The sequence below is a fragment of the Enterococcus sp. SB12 genome (genome assembly GCF_030910025.2).
In the GTDB taxonomy this organism is placed as follows: Bacteria; Bacillota; Bacilli; order Lactobacillales; family Enterococcaceae; genus Enterococcus_B; species Enterococcus_B faecium.
On the sequence record NZ_CP175675.1, the window covers coordinates 123708 to 141036 of the forward strand.

The 17329-nt window shown below is 39.9% G+C and carries 15 protein-coding genes and 1 pseudogene; 12 read left to right on the plus strand and 4 right to left on the minus strand.

Annotation, left to right across the window (positions count from 1 at the left end; all coding sequences use genetic code 11):
* The first annotated feature begins 131 nt into the window (after positions 1-131).
* The gene (locus RBL01_RS00640; protein WP_002319451.1) at positions 132-641 is read left to right on the plus strand and encodes a QueT transporter family protein; all 510 of its coding nucleotides are present in this window, start codon (positions 132-134) and stop codon (positions 639-641) included.
* A gap of 100 nt (positions 642-741) precedes the next feature.
* Here the strand turns inward: RBL01_RS00640 and RBL01_RS00645 are convergent, their stop codons facing one another.
* The 3 genes from RBL01_RS00645 to rpsD form a co-directional block, all read right to left on the minus strand.
* Positions 742-2034 (minus strand): ISL3-like element IS1251 family transposase, encoded by a 1293-nt coding sequence (locus tag RBL01_RS00645; RefSeq protein WP_000122610.1) that lies wholly within the window; start codon positions 2032-2034, stop codon positions 742-744.
* 188 nt (positions 2035-2222) lie between these two features.
* Entirely contained in the window at positions 2223-2762 is a 540-nt protein-coding gene (locus RBL01_RS00650; RefSeq protein WP_002297145.1) for a biotin transporter BioY, read from the minus strand.
* Positions 2763-2901: 139 nt separating this feature from the next.
* Positions 2902-3513 (minus strand): 30S ribosomal protein S4, encoded by a 612-nt coding sequence (gene rpsD / locus RBL01_RS00655; protein ID WP_002294265.1) that lies wholly within the window; start codon positions 3511-3513, stop codon positions 2902-2904.
* Between the two features lie 261 nt (positions 3514-3774).
* Between rpsD and RBL01_RS00660 the strand changes: the two genes are divergently transcribed.
* The 8 genes and pseudogenes from RBL01_RS00660 (at position 3775) to RBL01_RS00695 (ending at position 13015) form a co-directional block, all read left to right on the plus strand.
* Positions 3775-4626 carry a formate/nitrite transporter family protein gene (locus RBL01_RS00660; protein ID WP_072538708.1) on the plus strand — a complete coding sequence of 284 codons (852 nt, stop codon included), beginning with the start codon at positions 3775-3777 and terminating at the stop codon, positions 4624-4626.
* 27 nt (positions 4627-4653) lie between these two features.
* The gene (locus RBL01_RS00665; protein WP_002297142.1) at positions 4654-5289 is read left to right on the plus strand and encodes a DNA alkylation repair protein; all 636 of its coding nucleotides are present in this window, start codon (positions 4654-4656) and stop codon (positions 5287-5289) included.
* A 19-nt stretch (positions 5290-5308) separates the two neighbouring features.
* Positions 5309-6082: a Cof-type HAD-IIB family hydrolase gene (locus RBL01_RS00670; protein ID WP_002319453.1), complete on the plus strand. Its 774-nt coding sequence runs from the start codon at positions 5309-5311 to the stop codon at positions 6080-6082.
* A 407-nt stretch (positions 6083-6489) separates the two neighbouring features.
* Positions 6490-7287: a TIGR00282 family metallophosphoesterase gene (locus RBL01_RS00675; RefSeq protein WP_002297139.1), complete on the plus strand. Its 798-nt coding sequence runs from the start codon at positions 6490-6492 to the stop codon at positions 7285-7287.
* Positions 7265-7678: pseudogene (locus RBL01_RS00680) on the plus strand (YlbF family regulator). The gene RBL01_RS00675 and the pseudogene RBL01_RS00680 overlap by 23 nt, the downstream one beginning before the upstream one ends.
* Positions 7662-10307: a DNA mismatch repair protein MutS gene (gene mutS, locus RBL01_RS00685; RefSeq protein ID WP_002319454.1), complete on the plus strand. Its 2646-nt coding sequence runs from the start codon at positions 7662-7664 to the stop codon at positions 10305-10307. Before RBL01_RS00680 ends, mutS begins: the two are co-directional and overlap by 17 nt.
* 17 nt (positions 10308-10324) lie before the next feature.
* On the plus strand, positions 10325-12433 hold the full coding sequence (gene mutL / locus RBL01_RS00690) for a DNA mismatch repair endonuclease MutL (protein WP_002319455.1): 2109 nt from the start codon (positions 10325-10327) through the stop codon (positions 12431-12433).
* Between the two features lie 21 nt (positions 12434-12454).
* Positions 12455-13015, plus strand: a complete 561-nt coding sequence (locus RBL01_RS00695) for a Maf family protein (RefSeq protein WP_002307359.1) — start codon at positions 12455-12457, stop codon at positions 13013-13015.
* A gap of 84 nt (positions 13016-13099) precedes the next feature.
* Here the strand turns inward: RBL01_RS00695 and treP are convergent, their stop codons facing one another.
* A complete protein-coding gene (gene treP, locus RBL01_RS00700) occupies positions 13100-15088 on the minus strand; it encodes a PTS system trehalose-specific EIIBC component (RefSeq protein ID WP_002319456.1) in 1989 nt (662 codons plus the stop codon).
* 222 nt (positions 15089-15310) lie between these two features.
* On the opposite strand from treP, the gene treR reads away from it, so the two are divergent.
* From treR to ruvA, 3 genes are all read left to right on the plus strand, one after another.
* On the plus strand, positions 15311-16024 hold the full coding sequence (gene treR / locus RBL01_RS00705) for a trehalose operon repressor (protein WP_002294254.1): 714 nt from the start codon (positions 15311-15313) through the stop codon (positions 16022-16024).
* Positions 16025-16100: 76 nt separating this feature from the next.
* Positions 16101-16547: a peptide-methionine (R)-S-oxide reductase MsrB gene (gene msrB, locus RBL01_RS00710; RefSeq protein WP_002294252.1), complete on the plus strand. Its 447-nt coding sequence runs from the start codon at positions 16101-16103 to the stop codon at positions 16545-16547.
* A 169-nt stretch (positions 16548-16716) separates the two neighbouring features.
* On the plus strand, positions 16717-17319 hold the full coding sequence (gene ruvA / locus RBL01_RS00715) for a Holliday junction branch migration protein RuvA (protein ID WP_002290528.1): 603 nt from the start codon (positions 16717-16719) through the stop codon (positions 17317-17319).
* Positions 17320-17329: the final 10 nt, after the last annotated feature.

The window sequence follows — 17329 nt, forward strand, 5'->3', positions numbered from 1 at the left end:
GACCATTCTTATTACTTGTTGCAGGGCAGCTTTTTCACTACCTTCTGCGACACTTCAGTTGGAATTTTCTTCCCATCCTTTGGTCGCGGTCATTACCAAGATAAAATTATCTTGCAAAGGAGAAATAGAACATGGAAAAAAATAATACCCGTTCAGCCAAACGCTGGACAACGACAGATGTGACTCGGATGGCGCTAGTCACTGGTTTATATGTGGCAGTGACGCTGGTTTTGTCTGTCTTTAGCTTTGGAGTGATTCAGATTCGTCTCTCGGAGATGTTCAACTATCTGTCCTTGTATAACAAAAGATACATCGTCGCGGTAACAGCGGGAGTAGCTTTGGCTAATATTGCTTCTCCTCTTGGACTGATAGATGTTGTAGTAGGAAGCGTCAGCACGCTGCTTGTATTGCTTATCAACTATAAAATCACTAGTCGCATCAAAAACATGAAAATCAAAATGGCCGTGACAGCATGCGTATTTGCTTTTTCCATGTTTACAGTAGCTGGTCAGCTAACGATTTTATATCAACTACCTTTTTTCTTGAATTGGTGGGTGATTGCTTTAGGAGAATTGGCATCAATGATTGTCGGTGGGATAATTATTTATTGGATCGGTAAAAAAGTGGATTTGTCAAAATAAAGATCTGTTTAATTTAAAATGGCTCTTTGTCAAATGATGTTGGTAAAGAGAAATCTTAGAATAATTGGAGATCAAGTGGATCAGTTCCTCTTGATCTTTTTTAGTTGAAAATCAATGCGTTGCCATGACGAATCATGATGCGCAATTTGAAATTATAAAAGCTACGAAAGCCATATGCATTTCGTTTTAACACTTTGATATGGTTGTTCAGACATTCAAGTGGGCCATTTGAATAACTTTGTTGTAAAGCATTTTTGATTTGTGGCAGAAATTTCTGGAACGTTCTCAAGGTCGTCTGATAGCCTTCGGGAAGCATGATATTATTGGTAAGTAGTTCTTCAAACGATACGTAGTCTCGTTCCTTTACAGCGTAAAGAAAGTCTTGATATAACTGATAGCCTACACGCAAAGCAGGGCTCCCTTTCAGTAAGCGATCCACAATATCGGTCTCTGTTAAATGAGCTTTGAAGCCAGGTCGCCAAAGGCGTCGAGTATAATCAAGCTTGCGTTCATCTTTTTGAAGAAGTTTCCAGTATCTTTTTAATTGCTTACCTAATTGATAGTGTTTTTGTTCTTTGCTTTTTAATAGTTGGTTCGTTTCTTTGATTCGATGATTGCGAAAGGTACGACCAATATGTTGGACGATGTGAAACCGGTCAATAATCAGCTGTGCTTTTGGAAACAGCTTTTTAACGAGCGATACATAAGGAGCGTACATATCAATCACGATCCATTCGACCGCTTCACGAATTTCTCGTGAAAAATGACTAAAATAACGTTTTAAAAAAGGCAGTTGTCGGTTCTCGACAATGTCCAATAAGCGCTGTGTTTGTCCATCCATCATGATGAAACTCATAGCACCTGAAACACCCCGAACTGATTTGAATTCATCAAAACAAAGTACCTTAGGTAACGGTGTCCGAAAAGGATTCAACGGACGATAAAATCGCTTCATAATACGGTAAACAGAAGAGACCGATAGATTTTTCTGAGCGGCGATCTCTGTCATTGAGGTATTTTTTTTCAGACGAGTCACGACAGACCAGCGGACTTTCTCACTGATGAAACAATGTTTTTTCGCAACAGAAGTATCTGCGACAAAGGTCCGCTGACAAGCTTTGCATTTGAAGCGTTGCTTTTTCAATTCGAGGTAGGTACGGTATTCAGAAACATCGTTCATTAACAACCGGACGGTTGTTGTACCCCAACGCACAATATCTGAAGCAATCTGGTGTTTACAGTGGATGCATTCTTGGGCTGTATAAATCAAGTTTCCACGATAAATATGACAGATTTGCCCTTTGTATTTTTCTTTTGTGAGACAATTTTCGTTAAAAGTAACTGATAAGTCTAGAATATCTAATGTTTCTTTGATAAGGTGAGTGTAAGACATCTTGATTCCTCCTTTTGGGTTGGTTCGCCAAATTAATTCTAAAGGATTTCAAGGTGTCTTTTCTATATGTTTTGGAAAATAAAAAAGATGCTGGTGTCATCCACCAACATCAAAAAGTATAGAGCCTTTAAAATAGGGCAGCATGGAAGAGACTGAATGTTGAGTCTTCTTCCATGCTGCTTTTTTGATTAATTTGTATGAAGAAATCGATTTAGCCGTTTTTTCATCAAGATACCGATATAAGCTGCTCCAGTTGCCTTGATTGCTTCCGGCAGTAAAAACGGCAGTAGTCCACTGGCAAATGCAGTTGTAAAAGTAAGATCACCACTTATTTTCAGCCAGATCGTTCCGCAGATCAATGCAGCAAGAGAGCCCATTAGATTGGCAAAGATTGCATATAAGTAATGAGCATCCGTTCTTTCGATCATCCAACCAGTTATCCACGTTTGTAAGAGAAATCCAATCAAATATCCGCCAGTTGGCCCAAATAAAACAGCTATACCTCCAGTCATCCCTGAAAATACAGGAAGACCAATCAAGCCAAGTAAAAGATAAACTCCAACAGATATCAATCCTAGTTTTCTTCCGAGAAAAGTTGCTGTTAATCCAATAGCAAATGTTTGCCCTGTCAAAGGAACCAAACCAAAAGGAATGGTCATCTGAGAAAGGACAGAAATAATCGCGGCAAATTCCGCAGCAAGTATCAATTCTTTCAATGTTCGGTTCATAACGCCCTCTTTTCGTTAACTTAATATTTTTATTTGGTTAACGAAATTGTAAAACAAAGTGATTACTTTGTAAATAGAAAATATAAAAAAAGACCAGCAATCCAATAGATAGCGGTCTTTTTCAAGAAAGCTTTTGAAATTATAAGCTTTGGTTGTAGTATTCAACGACAAGAGCTTCGTCGATTTCTGGATATAGTTCGTCACGTTCTGGTAAACGAGTCAATGAACCTTCCAATTTTTCAGCGTCAAAGCTTACGAATGCTGGGCGTCCAACAGTTGCTTCTACAGCTTCTTTTACTGTTACGATGTTTTGTGATTTTTCACGAACTGAGATCACTTGACCCACTTCTACGTGGTATGAAGGGATATCAACGCGTTTGCCATCAACTAAAATGTGACCATGGTTAACTAATTGACGTGCTTGACGACGAGTCGTTGCAAGTCCTAAACGGTAAACAACATTGTCTAAACGTTGTTCTAGTAAGATCATGAAGTTAACACCATGTTTACCTTCTTTGATTTTGCTAGCTTTTACGAACAAGTTACGGAATTGACGTTCGTTCATTCCGTACATGTGACGAAGTTTTTGTTTTTCAGTTAATTGCATGCCGTATTCTGATTGTTTGCCACGGCTGTTAGGTCCATGTTGACCTGGTGCGTAAGGGCGACGTGCTAATTCTTTTCCTGTGCCTGACAATGAGATGCCTAAGCGACGAGAAATTTTCCATGATGGTCCTGTATAACGAGACATTAAAATTTCCTCCAATGAATATAAGTTTTTGGAGTAAAATAATCCGTTGAAAAATTCATAATCATATAGTTTGTTCTTCAATCTTCACCTTTGCAGCCGCGGTTACACAATCGAACCCGAGACGGGGCAACAAACTAGGGATGAGTTATTATTTTTCTGCTGCATTATTTTACACAAACTACAGTATATGATAGATCATCCATGAATGTCAAGATAATTAGTACATAAAAACGCTTTACAAACCTAGGCTGTCTTTATAAAATGAGAGGGTATGTGCAAATGGAAAAAAGCGAAGGAAGTTTAAGGAGAAAATCAATGAATCCGGTATCACCATTATTTGAGAAAATCGATGCTTCAATTGAAAAGAAGGCGAATCTTTTTGAAAACAGCTTTTCACGTTACGCTGTTCGAGCGGTTCTCGCCTGTTTGTTTTTGACTTTAGGAACGGCTGTGGCATTTGCGATCGCGATGAAGGGGGAAGATATCGCGCATGGTCTAGGAAAGATTTTATACGCATTTATGTTCAGCTGGGGTCTGGTCATGATTCTATACATGAACGCCGAATTAGGAACATCGAATATGCTTTATATGACCGTGGGTGTTTTTCGGCAGAGACTTGCTTTAAGTAAGGCAGCCAAGATTCTATTTGCCTGTATTTTTTTCAATATGATTGGCGGTATATTATGTGGATTTCTAATTTCTATGACTACGCCATTTCAAGATTTAACGTTGGACAACTTTATGTTAGAATCAATAGCAGTAAAACTAGCAAAACCTGCAGCAACGATTTTGGTGGAAGGGATGTTTGCGAATATCGTTGTCAATACCGCTGTACTGATCAGCATGCGGATGAAAGAGGATGCCGGGAAAGTGATCACAGTCGTATTCATCATTTTCATTTTTGCTTTTTTAGGATATGAACACGTGATAGCGAATTTTCCTGCCTTTACGCTTGCTTACTTTGCTTCTCAAGGACAGATGGATGGAATGACAGTCAGCAATGTGTTACATAATTTGTTTTTTGCTTTGGCAGGAAATTATATTGGTGGCGGTTTAGTAATGGGACTGGGATATGCTTGGCTGAATCAGTCAAAATCATCCTATGTGGACTAAAAAGTCGTTCATTAAAGGGGAAGTGCCATGGAAGTTTTAGTTTTTCCAAAAAATGAGGAAAAAGCGTTACAAATGGAAAAGTACATGAAAAATCTTTTTTCCTTTGCTGGAGTACCTAAGCCGGAACGCGCTCTTTTACAACAACCGTTACTGGATGAGAGCAAAAATTTATCTATTTCTGAAGTTTTAGCTTTTGTTCATTATTATTATGAACAAATCGAAAGAGAGTATCAGTATGTAGCGATCGATTTAGTCCAGAAAAACATCAAACGGCTTACATTTGAAGACTTAGTCGTATTGTTGCCACTAGTTCAGAAAAAAGAATGGTGGGACAGCATCGACTCTTGGAGAAAAGTATACAGCACATGGTGTAAAGCCTACCCAGAGCAGCGTGAAGAAGTCTTTCAATTGTTTGAAAAAAAGGAAGATTTTTGGCTACGTCGAATAGCAATCACGTTGCAATTAGGTTATAAACAGCAAACAGACACAGGACTATTGATCCGAGCAATAGACGAAGATCGTCAAACAAAGGAATTCTTTATCCAAAAAGCAATTGGTTGGGCATTACGCGATTACAGTAAGACCGATGCCGATTGGGTAAAAAGACAGCTGACAACAGATTTGAGTAAGTTAGCTGTTCGAGAGGCAAGTAAGTATTTATAAGAAAGCGAGACGACAAGAGATGAGACGCAAATTATTTGCTTTTGATATTGATGGAACGTTGTTAGATTCAAACAAACAAGCTTTAGATAGCACGAGAGAAGCATTGGAAAAATTACGCAAAGCCGGTCATCTGGTCACGATTGCTACAGGGCGGAGCCGATTTCATGCGCAAGAGGTCATTCGCGATCTTGATTTTACGAACTACATTTTATGTAATGGAGCGGCCGGTTTTTTAGACCATGAACAAGTATATAAGAATTTACTAGATCGCGACCAGTTGGATGCGTTCGTTCAAGAAGCGCATCATGAGCAGATCGATACAGCTTTTGTCAGCTTAGACAATATCAAGCGTTCTTCTTCCAATGATGTAACGGTGATGGAAGAAGCGATGCATTCTTTCGGTGCTGTCTTGCCTGAATTAGATCAGTTTTTTGCAGAGGAACAAGAAATATACCAAGCGTTAGCATTTTTCGATCAAACATATGATGGGAAGTTCTCTTCATATGATAAAATTCGATTTGTCCGCTGGCATGAGAACAGTGTAGATGTCGTACCTAAAAATGGTTCTAAAGCAGCGACAATTCTGCACTTAGCAGAACAAGTAGGCATCCCTCATGAAGACATCATCAGCTTTGGCGATGGACAAAACGACCGTGAAATGTTGCGCATGTCAGGAATTGGGATAGCTATGGGGAATGCTGTGCCAGAAGTACAAGCAGAAGCTAAGATGGTCACTGATACAAACGATCAGGATGGAATTTGGAAGGCATTGAAAGAGTTAAGCGTGATTTAAAAGAGGTTGTGAAAAAGCTGTTCTGCATCAAGTAATAAGCCCAGCCAAACAAAAATAGCTCCTCCTATTTTTCGTTTTTCTGGGCTTATTACCGCAGATGCAAGCTTTTGAACACCGTTTAAGGAAGAGGTCGTGACAGAAGTGGTCAGTTTCAAGAAATAAGAAGGGATTTACGAAAATTGCTTCTCAAATTTTTGTAAAATTACGGCTTATTTCTGAAGAAGTAGATGAAACAACGTTTATTCGGGAAATGGGACTGTGACAAGATGTTTGTCATAGTCCCATTTTTTTATTTTATTTTTCAAAACTAAGAAATACCAGGAAAGAGTTCCTTTTGTTTGACCTTTTCTTTCTTATTGAAAACAACTATAATATAGAGTGATGTTAAAAGAGAAGAGGAATTTAGTGTGCGGGTATTGTTTATTGGTGATGTAGTAGGTTCAATGGGACGAGAGATGATTACTGAATATCTTCCTAGATTGAAGAAGAAGTACCGTCCGCAAGTAACGATTGTAAATGGTGAGAATGCCGCTTCTGGACGTGGAATCACAGAAAAAATCTATAAAAAATTTTTGCAAGACGGCGTAGATGTCGTGACGATGGGGAATCATACGTGGGACAACCGCGGAATCTTTGAGTTTGTAAATGAAGCTAAAAAGATGGTTCGTCCGGCAAATTTTCCGGAAGGGACGCCTGGACAAGGGATGGTCTTTGTCAAAGTGAACCAAGTCGAACTGGCAGTGATCAACATGCAGGCTCGTTCTTTTATGGTGGACTTGGATGATCCTTTTCGTAAAATGAATGAGCTGGTAGAAGAAGCCAGAAAACGTACGCCGATCATTTTTGTAGATTTTCATGGAGAAACAACAAGTGAAAAACAAGCAATGGGCTGGTTTTTAGATGGGAAAGTTTCAGCAGTGGTCGGTACACATACACACGTTCAGACAAATGATGCGCGAATTTTGCCAAGAGGAACAGCGTATCTGACAGACGTTGGGATGACAGGTCCCTATGATGGTATTTTGGGTATGCGCAGAGAACCTGTAATCGAAAAGTTTCTGACCGCATTACCAAAACGTTTTGAAGTTGTGGAACAAGGCCGATCGATTTTAAGCGGCTGTATCTTGGAATTGGATGATACGACAGGTCATGCAAAAGAAATCCAGCTGATTCAGATCAACGATGATCGACCGTTCATGGAGTAGAAAGAGAGGCAGTTTTTTGCAGCAGGAGCCGGAAATTCAAAAAGAAGTAAGGAAACTGACAAAACTTTTAAGAGAGAATGAAACGATCATTCGCTACAAAGAACTTTAAGAAAAGATCCAGCAAAACCAGTATTTAGCTGAGTTGAGAGAAAAAATCAAACAAGCGCAAAAAGATGCTGTTCATTTTGCCCACTATGACAAACCAGCAGCAGAACAAGAAGCAATCAAACAAGCGGATCAATTCATGCAAGAATTTGATCAGCATCCGCTTGTTGTAGCTTATAGAAAACAGCTGTTGGAAGCAGATGATCTGCTTCATCATTTAACAACTATGATACAAGAAGAAATCAATGGACAAATAGAGGAGGAAAAACATGCCTCAAAAAACTAAAAATACTCCTATGATGGAACAATATCTAAGCATCAAGGCCCAATACCAAGATGCTTTTTTGTTCTATCGTTTAGGAGACTTTTATGAACTATTTCACGAAGATGCGATCAAAGCGTCACAGCTTTTGGAATTAACGTTGACGAGCAGAAATCGAAATGCAGAAGAACCTATTCCTATGTGCGGTGTACCTCACCATGCAGCACAAGGATATATCGATGCCTTGATTGAAAAAGGCTATAAAGTAGCGATTTGCGAGCAGGTAGAAGATCCAAAGACGACTAAAGGGATGGTCAAGCGCGAAGTGATCCAGCTAGTCACTCCTGGTACAGTCATGGACAGCAAAGGATTGTCGGCAAAAGACAACAATTTTTTAACAGCTGTAGTTAGTCAAGGAAATGAATTTGGCTTTGCTTATGCCGATTTAAGTACGGGAGAATTGAAGACGGCTCGGTTGCATGATGAAGAAGCTGTTTTAAATGAATCCTCTGCATTGCAGACAAAAGAACTCGTATTAGGCAGTGAGATCACTGATACCCTTCGTGAACAGCTAAGCGGGCGTTTAGGGCTAGTCTTTTCTCAACAAAATGAGATGGAAGAAAACGCGGAATTTAGCTTTTTGACAAGCGAACTAGTCGATCCGCTGGAAAAAGAAGCAACCGGCAAACTATTGACTTATTTATCGGTGACACAAAAGCGGAGTTTAGCTCATATCCAAAAAGCAGTAGAATACCAACCAGATCATTTTTTGAAAATGGATTATTATTCAAAATTCAACCTAGAATTAAGCCAATCTATTCGGACTGGGAAAAAGCACGGCACTCTCCTATGGTTGTTAGATGAAACAAAAACAGCAATGGGTGGCCGTTTACTAAAACAATGGCTAGACCGTCCGCTTATCCAGGCAAAACAAATTAAAGCAAGACAAGAAATGGTCGCTTCTTTGCTAGACAGCTATTTTGAACGTATCGATTTGCAGTCAGCATTAACGAAAGTCTATGATCTGGAACGCCTAGCAGGTCGAGTAGCTTTCGGTAATGTCAATGGGCGAGACTTGATCCAGCTGAAAACTTCTTTAGAACAAGTGCCAATGATCAGAGGGTTGATTGAAGGAATCGATCAAGGTCAATGGCAAAGTCTGCTTTCAGAAATGCAGCCGATGGACCATCTCGTCCAATTGATCGACCAAGCTATCCAAGATGATCCGCCGTTACAAATAACGGAAGGAAACATCATCAAAGATGGATTCAATGAGCAGCTCGATATGTACCGTTCTGCTATGAGAAACGGAAAGAAATGGTTGGCAGAACTTGAAGCAAAAGAGCGTCAAGAAACAGGAATCAAGAACTTAAAAATCGGATTTAACCGCGTTTTCGGTTATTATATAGAAATTACAAAAGCAAATCTTGGAAATGCAGAACTGGAGAAGTATGAACGAAAACAAACTTTAGCAAATGCAGAGCGTTTCATCACACCAGAACTAAAAGAATTGGAGACACAAATCCTCGAAGCAGAAGAAAAATCTGTTGATTTAGAATATCAGTTGTTTTTAGCTGTGAGAGAAGAAGTCAAAAAGGCTATCCAGCCGCTACAAGTACTTGCAAAAGCAATCAGTGCAGTAGATGTGCTACAAAGTTTTGCAACGATCAGCGAACGCTATCAGTATGTTCGGCCAGAACTTGTCAGTGACAAGCATCAGCTTCTGATCAAAGACGGACGACATCCTGTAGTAGAAAAAGTATTAGGACATCAGGAATATATCCCTAACAGCGTAGAAATGGCAGAAGACGAAATGATCTTGCTGATTACAGGACCGAATATGTCTGGTAAAAGTACGTATATGCGACAGTTGGCATTAACTGTTCTGATGGCGCAAATGGGCTGTTTCGTTCCGGCAAAACAAGCAGTTTTACCTATTTTTGATCGGATTTTTACCCGAATCGGTGCAAGTGACGACTTAATTGCTGGACAAAGTACTTTTATGGTAGAGATGATGGAAGCCAATCAAGCCCTGCGTTATGCTACGCCAAACAGTTTGATTTTGTTTGACGAACTAGGGCGAGGAACAGCAACCTATGACGGAATGGCGTTGGCCCAAGCAATCATCGAGTATATCCATCGTCATGTACAAGCAAAAACACTCTTTTCTACTCATTATCATGAACTGACGGTACTTGAGAAAGAACTTCCGCAGCTTAAAAATGTCCATGTTGGAGCCGTTGAAAAAGACGGAGAAGTTGTCTTCTTGCATAAAATGATGGATGGACCTGCGGATAAAAGCTATGGCATACATGTGGCAAAGATCGCAGGATTGCCTTCCAATCTACTAGAACGAGCAGCAGATATCCTGCATACGCTAGAAAATGGTGATAACGGACACCATACTGTTCCAGCTGAAGTAGAAGAGAAAACTAAAACAGCCAAACAGGAGCAAATAAAACCACCTGCAGAAAAAGTAAATCAAGACCATATACAAGACCGTGTAAAAGAAGAAAACCAACAGCTTTCTTTATTCAGTGAATTATCCGAAAATGAAACAGAAGTCATTGAATCACTGAAGCAAATAAATTTACTAGAAATGACGCCAATGGATGCACTAAATACATTATATGAATTACAAAAACAACTGTAGGAAGAAGGCGGATATCGATGGCCAAAATCCAAGAATTATCTGAACGTTTAGCTAATCAGATCGCTGCGGGAGAAGTAGTGGAGCGACCAGCTTCCGTTGTGAAAGAATTAGTGGAAAATGCAATTGACGCCGGCAGTACTCAGATTGATATCTTAGTTGAAGAAGCGGGACTGCGGACGATCCAAGTGATTGATAACGGAGAAGGCATTTTGGCAGACGACGTAGAGAATGCCTTCAAGAGGCATGCGACAAGTAAGATCCATAATCGCGACGATCTTTTCCGCATACGAACGCTTGGATTTCGCGGTGAAGCTTTGCCAAGTATTGCCTCGGTTTCTGAAATGACTCTGGAAACGGCAAATCAGGAAGAAAAACAAGGCACCTATCTGTCGCTGAAAGGCGGAGAAGTTATTGAGCATCGACCAGCACCACTGCGTCAAGGAACGAAGATTACCGTCAGCAATCTGTTTTTCAATACGCCAGCCCGCTTGAAATACGTGAAAACACTGCACACAGAATTAGCGAACATCGGGGACATCGTCAATCGACTGGCATTGAGTCATCCATCGATTGCTTTTCGTTTAGTACATGATGGAAACAAAATGCTGGCAACTGCTGGAAATGGCGATCTGAAACAAACAATTGCGGGAATCTACGGATTATCTACCGCAAAAAAAATGCTGAAAATCGAAGGAAAAGATCTAGATTTTGAGTTATTTGGCTATGTTTCATTGCCTGAGGTGACTCGTGCCAGTAGGAATTACTTATCGACGATCATCAATGGACGTTTTATCAAGAACTTTTCCTTGAATAAAGCAATCGTTGCAGGTTATGGGTCAAAATTAATGGTCGGTCGTTTCCCTATTGCTGTATTGGAAATCAAAATGGACCCGCTTTTAGTAGATGTAAATGTTCATCCGACGAAGCAGGAAGTCCGGCTGTCGAAGGAAAAAGAACTAACAGAGCTAATTAGTAACGCCATTCAAAAAGCATTGTCTCAAGAAAATCTGATTCCAAGTGCAGCGGATAATCTACGGTTTAAGAAAAAAGTACCCGATCAGCCTAAAACAGAACAAATCGAAATCGATTTGTCCTACGCTTTTGAAGAAGAAAAACCTAAAAAGCCAAGTAGTTTGAATTTTGATCGAGAGACAGGAACCTTTTTCGTAGAAGAACCAAAGAACACATTTGTTGACAGAATTGTTGATAAGTCTGTGGAAAATGTTGAAAACTATTCTGGTTTTTCTGAAGAAAACACCACTTATCCAGAAAAAACAGCGAAAACGGTGGATAAGTTTGGTGAAAATGTTGATAACTTTGTAGAAAAAACAGTGGAAAAATCTGAAAAGAAAGAATTTCCCATTGTGGATAACATGGAGAAAACAAATGAAGAACAAGCAGATAAATCCGTAGAAGAGGAAGAACAGATTTACGAGGAAGAATTGACACTCCACCCTGAATTTGATTTCACTCAAGGAAACGACAAAACATTAGAACAAGCCATCAAGAAATTAGAAACGGAAAAACCAGTACAACGTTTTCCTCAGTTGGAATATTTTGGACAGATGCACGGAACGTATCTTTTTGCCCAAAGTAGCGATGGGTTGTACATCATTGATCAGCATGCTGCCCAAGAGCGCATTAAGTATGAATATTTCCGGGAAAAAATTGGGGAAGTATCTGATGATCTGCAAGAATTGCTTGTTCCATTTGTGTTAGACTATCCAAACAGTGATGCTTTGAAATTAAAAGAGCAAAAACACTTGCTAGAAGATGCAGGGATTTATTTAGAAGAATTTGGTCAAAACAGCTTTATTGTACGGGCCCATCCTACTTGGTATCCCAATGGAGAAGAAGAATCGATTATTCGGGAGATGATCGATATGCTGCTGACAACTGGAAATGTGAGTGTAAAAAAATTCCGTGAAGCAACAGCAATCATGATGAGTTGCAAACGATCGATTAAAGCCAACCATTATTTGAATGAAGCACAAGCACGTGTGCTGCTGAAGGATCTGGCACGATGCGAAAATCCTTTCAATTGTCCCCATGGCCGTCCAGTATTGATTCACTTTACCAATTCGGATATGGAAAGGATGTTCAAACGAATCCAAGACCCGCATTAAGTCAAAGAGAAGAGGGAAAACATGAAGATTGTATTAGCATCCCAATCACCAAGAAGAAAAGAGTTATTGGCTCATATCGTTTCAGAATTCGAGATTGAACCTGCTGATATCGATGAAACGCCATTTCCAGACGAACAGCCCGTCGATTATGTTCGTAGAATGGCTGAAGAAAAAGCACGAACTGTCTGGGAACAAGTTGAAAAAGAAGACCATTTAGTGATTGCCAGTGACACGACTGTTGTTCTCAATCAAGAGATCATGGGTAAACCAGAAGATCTGGCTGAGGCTGAATTCATGCTGAAAAAACTAAGCGGGGAAACACATACTGTATATACAGCTGTTGTTTTAAAAACAAAGGAACGAGAAGAACGGATACTAGCAGAAGCACATGTCACTTTTTATCCTTTGACAGACGAAGAGATCAAACGCTACTTGGAGACGGGGGATTATGCGGATAAGGCAGGGGCATACGGCATCCAAAATGCTGCGAGTGTATTCGTCAAAGAAATTTCTGGAGATTATTACAGTATCGTAGGATTTCCGATTGGTGCTGTCAATCAGGCACTGAAAACATTCATTTAAACAAAAAAGCGGACTATCTGATTTTCGATTGAAAATCCATGATAGCCCGTTTTTTTTATTGAAAAGATTACTTATCTACTCTGACTAAGATTTTACTTCAGCTTTACCGACTGCTTCGCCCGGGCGAACAAGTCCTGATTGGTCAAGAGAAAGTCCTGCAACTTTTTCATTATTGGTCAAAGCAACAATAATGTCAGTTTTCTTGCCAGCTTGTTCTATTTCTGGCAAATCCATTTCAGCAATCAGGGTCTCTGGTGTGACAAGGTCTCCTTCTTTCACGAATACATTGAAAGGAACACCCTTTAGTTCAACAGTATCTAATCCCATGTGAACAAGTACTTCCAGCCCCTCATTAGAAAGAATACCAATGGCATGTTTTGTTTCAAAGACACTCGTCACTTTACCGTTTACTGGTGCATAGACTTTGCCGTTTGACGGTTCGACAGCATAACCGTCACCCATCATTTTTTGTGAGAAAACTGGGTCATTTACTTCAGTTATTTCCTTGATGGTCCCTGCAGCGACTGCGAATAATGTTTCTTTTGTTGCAACTGCCGTACCAGTTGCTGAAACAGGTTCGAAAGACTGTGGCGTTGCTGTTGCGCCATTTGCTGTTTGAAGTTGTACATCAGCAGCATTTTCAGGAACAGCAGGATCAATCTTATTCAAAATTCCCTGACGTCTAAAGATGATCGTCAAGCCAAATGGAATGATGACAGCAATGATCATTGCGATGATGAAAGGTACCCATGTTTCTGCTTGGATAGCTAGTATTCCTGGCAAACCACCTACTCCGATCGCGTTGGCTCGAACACCCATCAAGTTAGCAAACATGCCAGCTAATCCAGAGCCGACCATTGCAGCGACGAAAGGATAGACGTATTTCAAATTGATTCCGAACATAGCAGGTTCAGTTACGCCTAAGTAACAAGAAATCATTGCTGGAATCGAGATTTGTTCTTCTTTTTTATTCCCACGATGTAAGAAGATGATGGCTAAGACTGCAGAGCCTTGGGCGATATTTGATAAAGCAATCATCGGCCATAAATTCGTTGATCCGAAATCTGCAATCAGCTGCATATCGATGGCATTGGTCATATGGTGGAGACCAGTAATCACTAAAGGAGCATACAGGAATCCGAATACGGCACTAAACAACCAGCTGATAGAAGACGTCAATCCAGTATTTACGATATTTGAGATCCAGCTTCCGACTGTCCAGCCGATAGGACCTAAAATAACGTGTGCAGCTAAAACAGTTGGTAACAATGAAAACAATGGAACAAAAATCATCGAGATCGACTGAGGGATATATTTGCGGAAGAAGATTTCTAGATACGCTAACATAAACCCTGCCAGCATGGCTGGAATAACTTGCGCTTGATAACCAATCATCTGGACTTGAGCAAAACCAAAATCCCAAAATGGAATATCTGCTGCGGCTGTGGAAGCTACACTATAAGCATTTAATAATTGCGGAGAAACTAACGTAATTCCTAAAACGATTCCTAATATTTGTGTAGTACCCATCTTTTTTGCAATACTCCAAGTGATACCTACTGGAAGAAAATGGAAAATTGCTTCACCCGGTAACCACAAAAAGGCATTGACACCATTCCAAAACTTCGAGTGTTCAACGATTGTTCCACCAAGACTTTCAAACTGGATACCTTCAAGTACATTTCTGAATCCAAGGATCAATCCACCGACAATGATTGCAGGAATCAGTGGTGTAAAGATTTCTGCTAAAACGGCAATAGCACGTTGAACGGGATGAAGGTTTTGTTTTGCAGCTGCTTTTCCTTGTTCTTTGGAAACCCCTTCAACTCCAGATACTTCAACGAAGTCGTTATAAAAAGTAGAAACATCGTTTCCTATGATGACTTGGAACTGTCCTGCATTCGTGAACATCCCTTTTACGCTAGGTATATCTTCGATCGCTTTTTCGTCCGCTTTTCCTGGATCATTCAGGACAAAACGCATACGAGTCGCACAATGACTAACTGCAGCAATATTTTCTTTTCCGCCGATATCATGTAACAGCTTCTCGGCATCTGCTTGATATTTTGCCATATCAATAAACCCCTTTCTCTTAACTTGTCTATGCAAGTTGTTTCTTCATTTACTATACTTTTTTTCGGAGAGAATTGCAAGCGTTTTATTAAAAAGTACGAGAGAAAATGATATCGTTTTAAAAAGCTTAAAATAAGCTTTTCTTAAAAATAGGAACATTGAAATACAAAAAGAGCTGTAGTATAGTGAAGAAATGATGGAAGAACGAGTGAGGGAAAAAACATGAATAAGTTCAATGAAATTTTTTTAGATTTGGAACAGAAAATTTTAGCGAAAGAATATCCTCCGCATTCGCTTTTACCCAGTGAGAACCAATTGATCAAAATTTATGGTGTTTCACGAGAAACAATTAGAAAAGCGCTGAATCTTTTGACTACGGAAGGTTATATTCAAAAAAAACAAGGAAAAGGTTCGATCGTACTGGATCGGAATCGCTTCGACTTTCCTATTTCTGGATTGACTAGCTATAAAGAGCTACAGGAGACCCAACGTATTCCAAGTGAAACGATCATCCATACGTTAGAAGAAACAGAAGTGACAAAAGCATTGAACGAGATCACTGGCTGGGAGATCGGTGCGCCTGTTTGGCATTTGATACGCGAAAGAAAAATCAATGGCGAAGTAGTTATATTAGACACCGATTATCTATTAAAGGAAATCGTTCCTATTTTAACTCCAGCACAAGCACAAGGATCGATCTATGAATATTTTGAAAATGAGCTTTCTTTGACGATTGCTTACGCGCAAAAGGAGATCACAGTAGAAGAAGTAACGGAAATCATGAAAACAGCGATGGATCTTCACGATGACACTTATGCAGTAGTAGTCAGAAGCCTCGTTCATCTGGAAGATACCCGCTGTTTCGAGTATTCTGAGTCGGTTCACCGATTAGATAAATTCCGTTTCGTTGAGTTTGCCCGACGCCGAAAAGTGTAAATAGTTCAAAAGAAAGCAAATTGTTGGCATCTGTCCACTTTGGCGCTATGATAGGATCACAAAGGGGGCATTTTTAATGGATAAACCAATAAGACCAGAAAAAGAAGAACTGAAAGAAAAGTTATCACCCATGGCTTATGCAGTCACACAAGAAAATGCAACAGAACGACCATTTAGCGGGAAATATGATGATTTTTACGAAAAGGGGATCTATGTAGATATCGTCAGCGGTGAACCGTTATTCAGCTCTGCAGAAAAATATGATGCAGGTTGTGGCTGGCCATCATTCAGCAAACCAATAACGAAAAGACAAGTGCGCGAAAAAGCCGATTTTTCTCATGGCATGCATCGAATAGAAGTTCGAAGCAAAGAAGCAGATTCTCATCTCGGACATGTGTTTACCGATGGACCAGTAGATCAAGGTGGTCTACGTTACTGCATCAATTCTGCCTCACTGAAATTCATTCCATATGAAAAGATGGATGAATTAGGTTATGGGGAATTCAAATCACTTGTAGAATAATGGAAATACACAAAGAGCGGTACAATACGGGGATTTACTCGATCGTCCGCTCTTTTTTTATTCAAGCGATTGCTATTTGAAAGAAACGCTCCCCAGACTCCTTTTTTCACAAGGTGAAATGTGCTACAATAAAGGGAACGTATGTGTGCAAAAGAAAGAGGACTAGAATATGTATGAATATCTGACAGGTGTGGTTACCTTTATCAACCCCTATTACATAGTAGTAGAAACCAATGGTATCGGCTACCAGATCGCACTAGGAAATCCTTACCGCTACAGTAGCAAACTAAATCAAAAAATAAAAATTTATGTCCATCAGGTAATACGTGAAGATGCGCATCTTCTGTATGGATTTGATTCGCTAGAAGAAAAGCAACTGTTTTTGCGATTAGTAAGTGTTTCAGGAATCGGTCCGAAAAGTGCCCTTGCAATCATGGCAAGCGAAGACCACTCCGGTTTGATTCAAGCAGTAGAATCCAGTGATGTCACTTATTTGACGAAATTTCCAGGAGTAGGGAAAAAGACAGCACAACAAATGATCTTGGATCTAAAAGGAAAATTCGGTGAGCTGAGTATCGATACACCTTTTAGTCTATTTGATGAAGCAAACACAAAAGACGCTACAGCTCTATCTGAAGCAATGGAAGCTCTCTCGGCTCTTGGTTACAGTGATCGAGAAATCAAACGTGTAGAAAAACAATTAAAAGAAGTCGATAATCAGACAACGGATGAGTATCTACGCCAAGCACTCAAGCTAATGATGAAAAAATAAGGAGGAGACC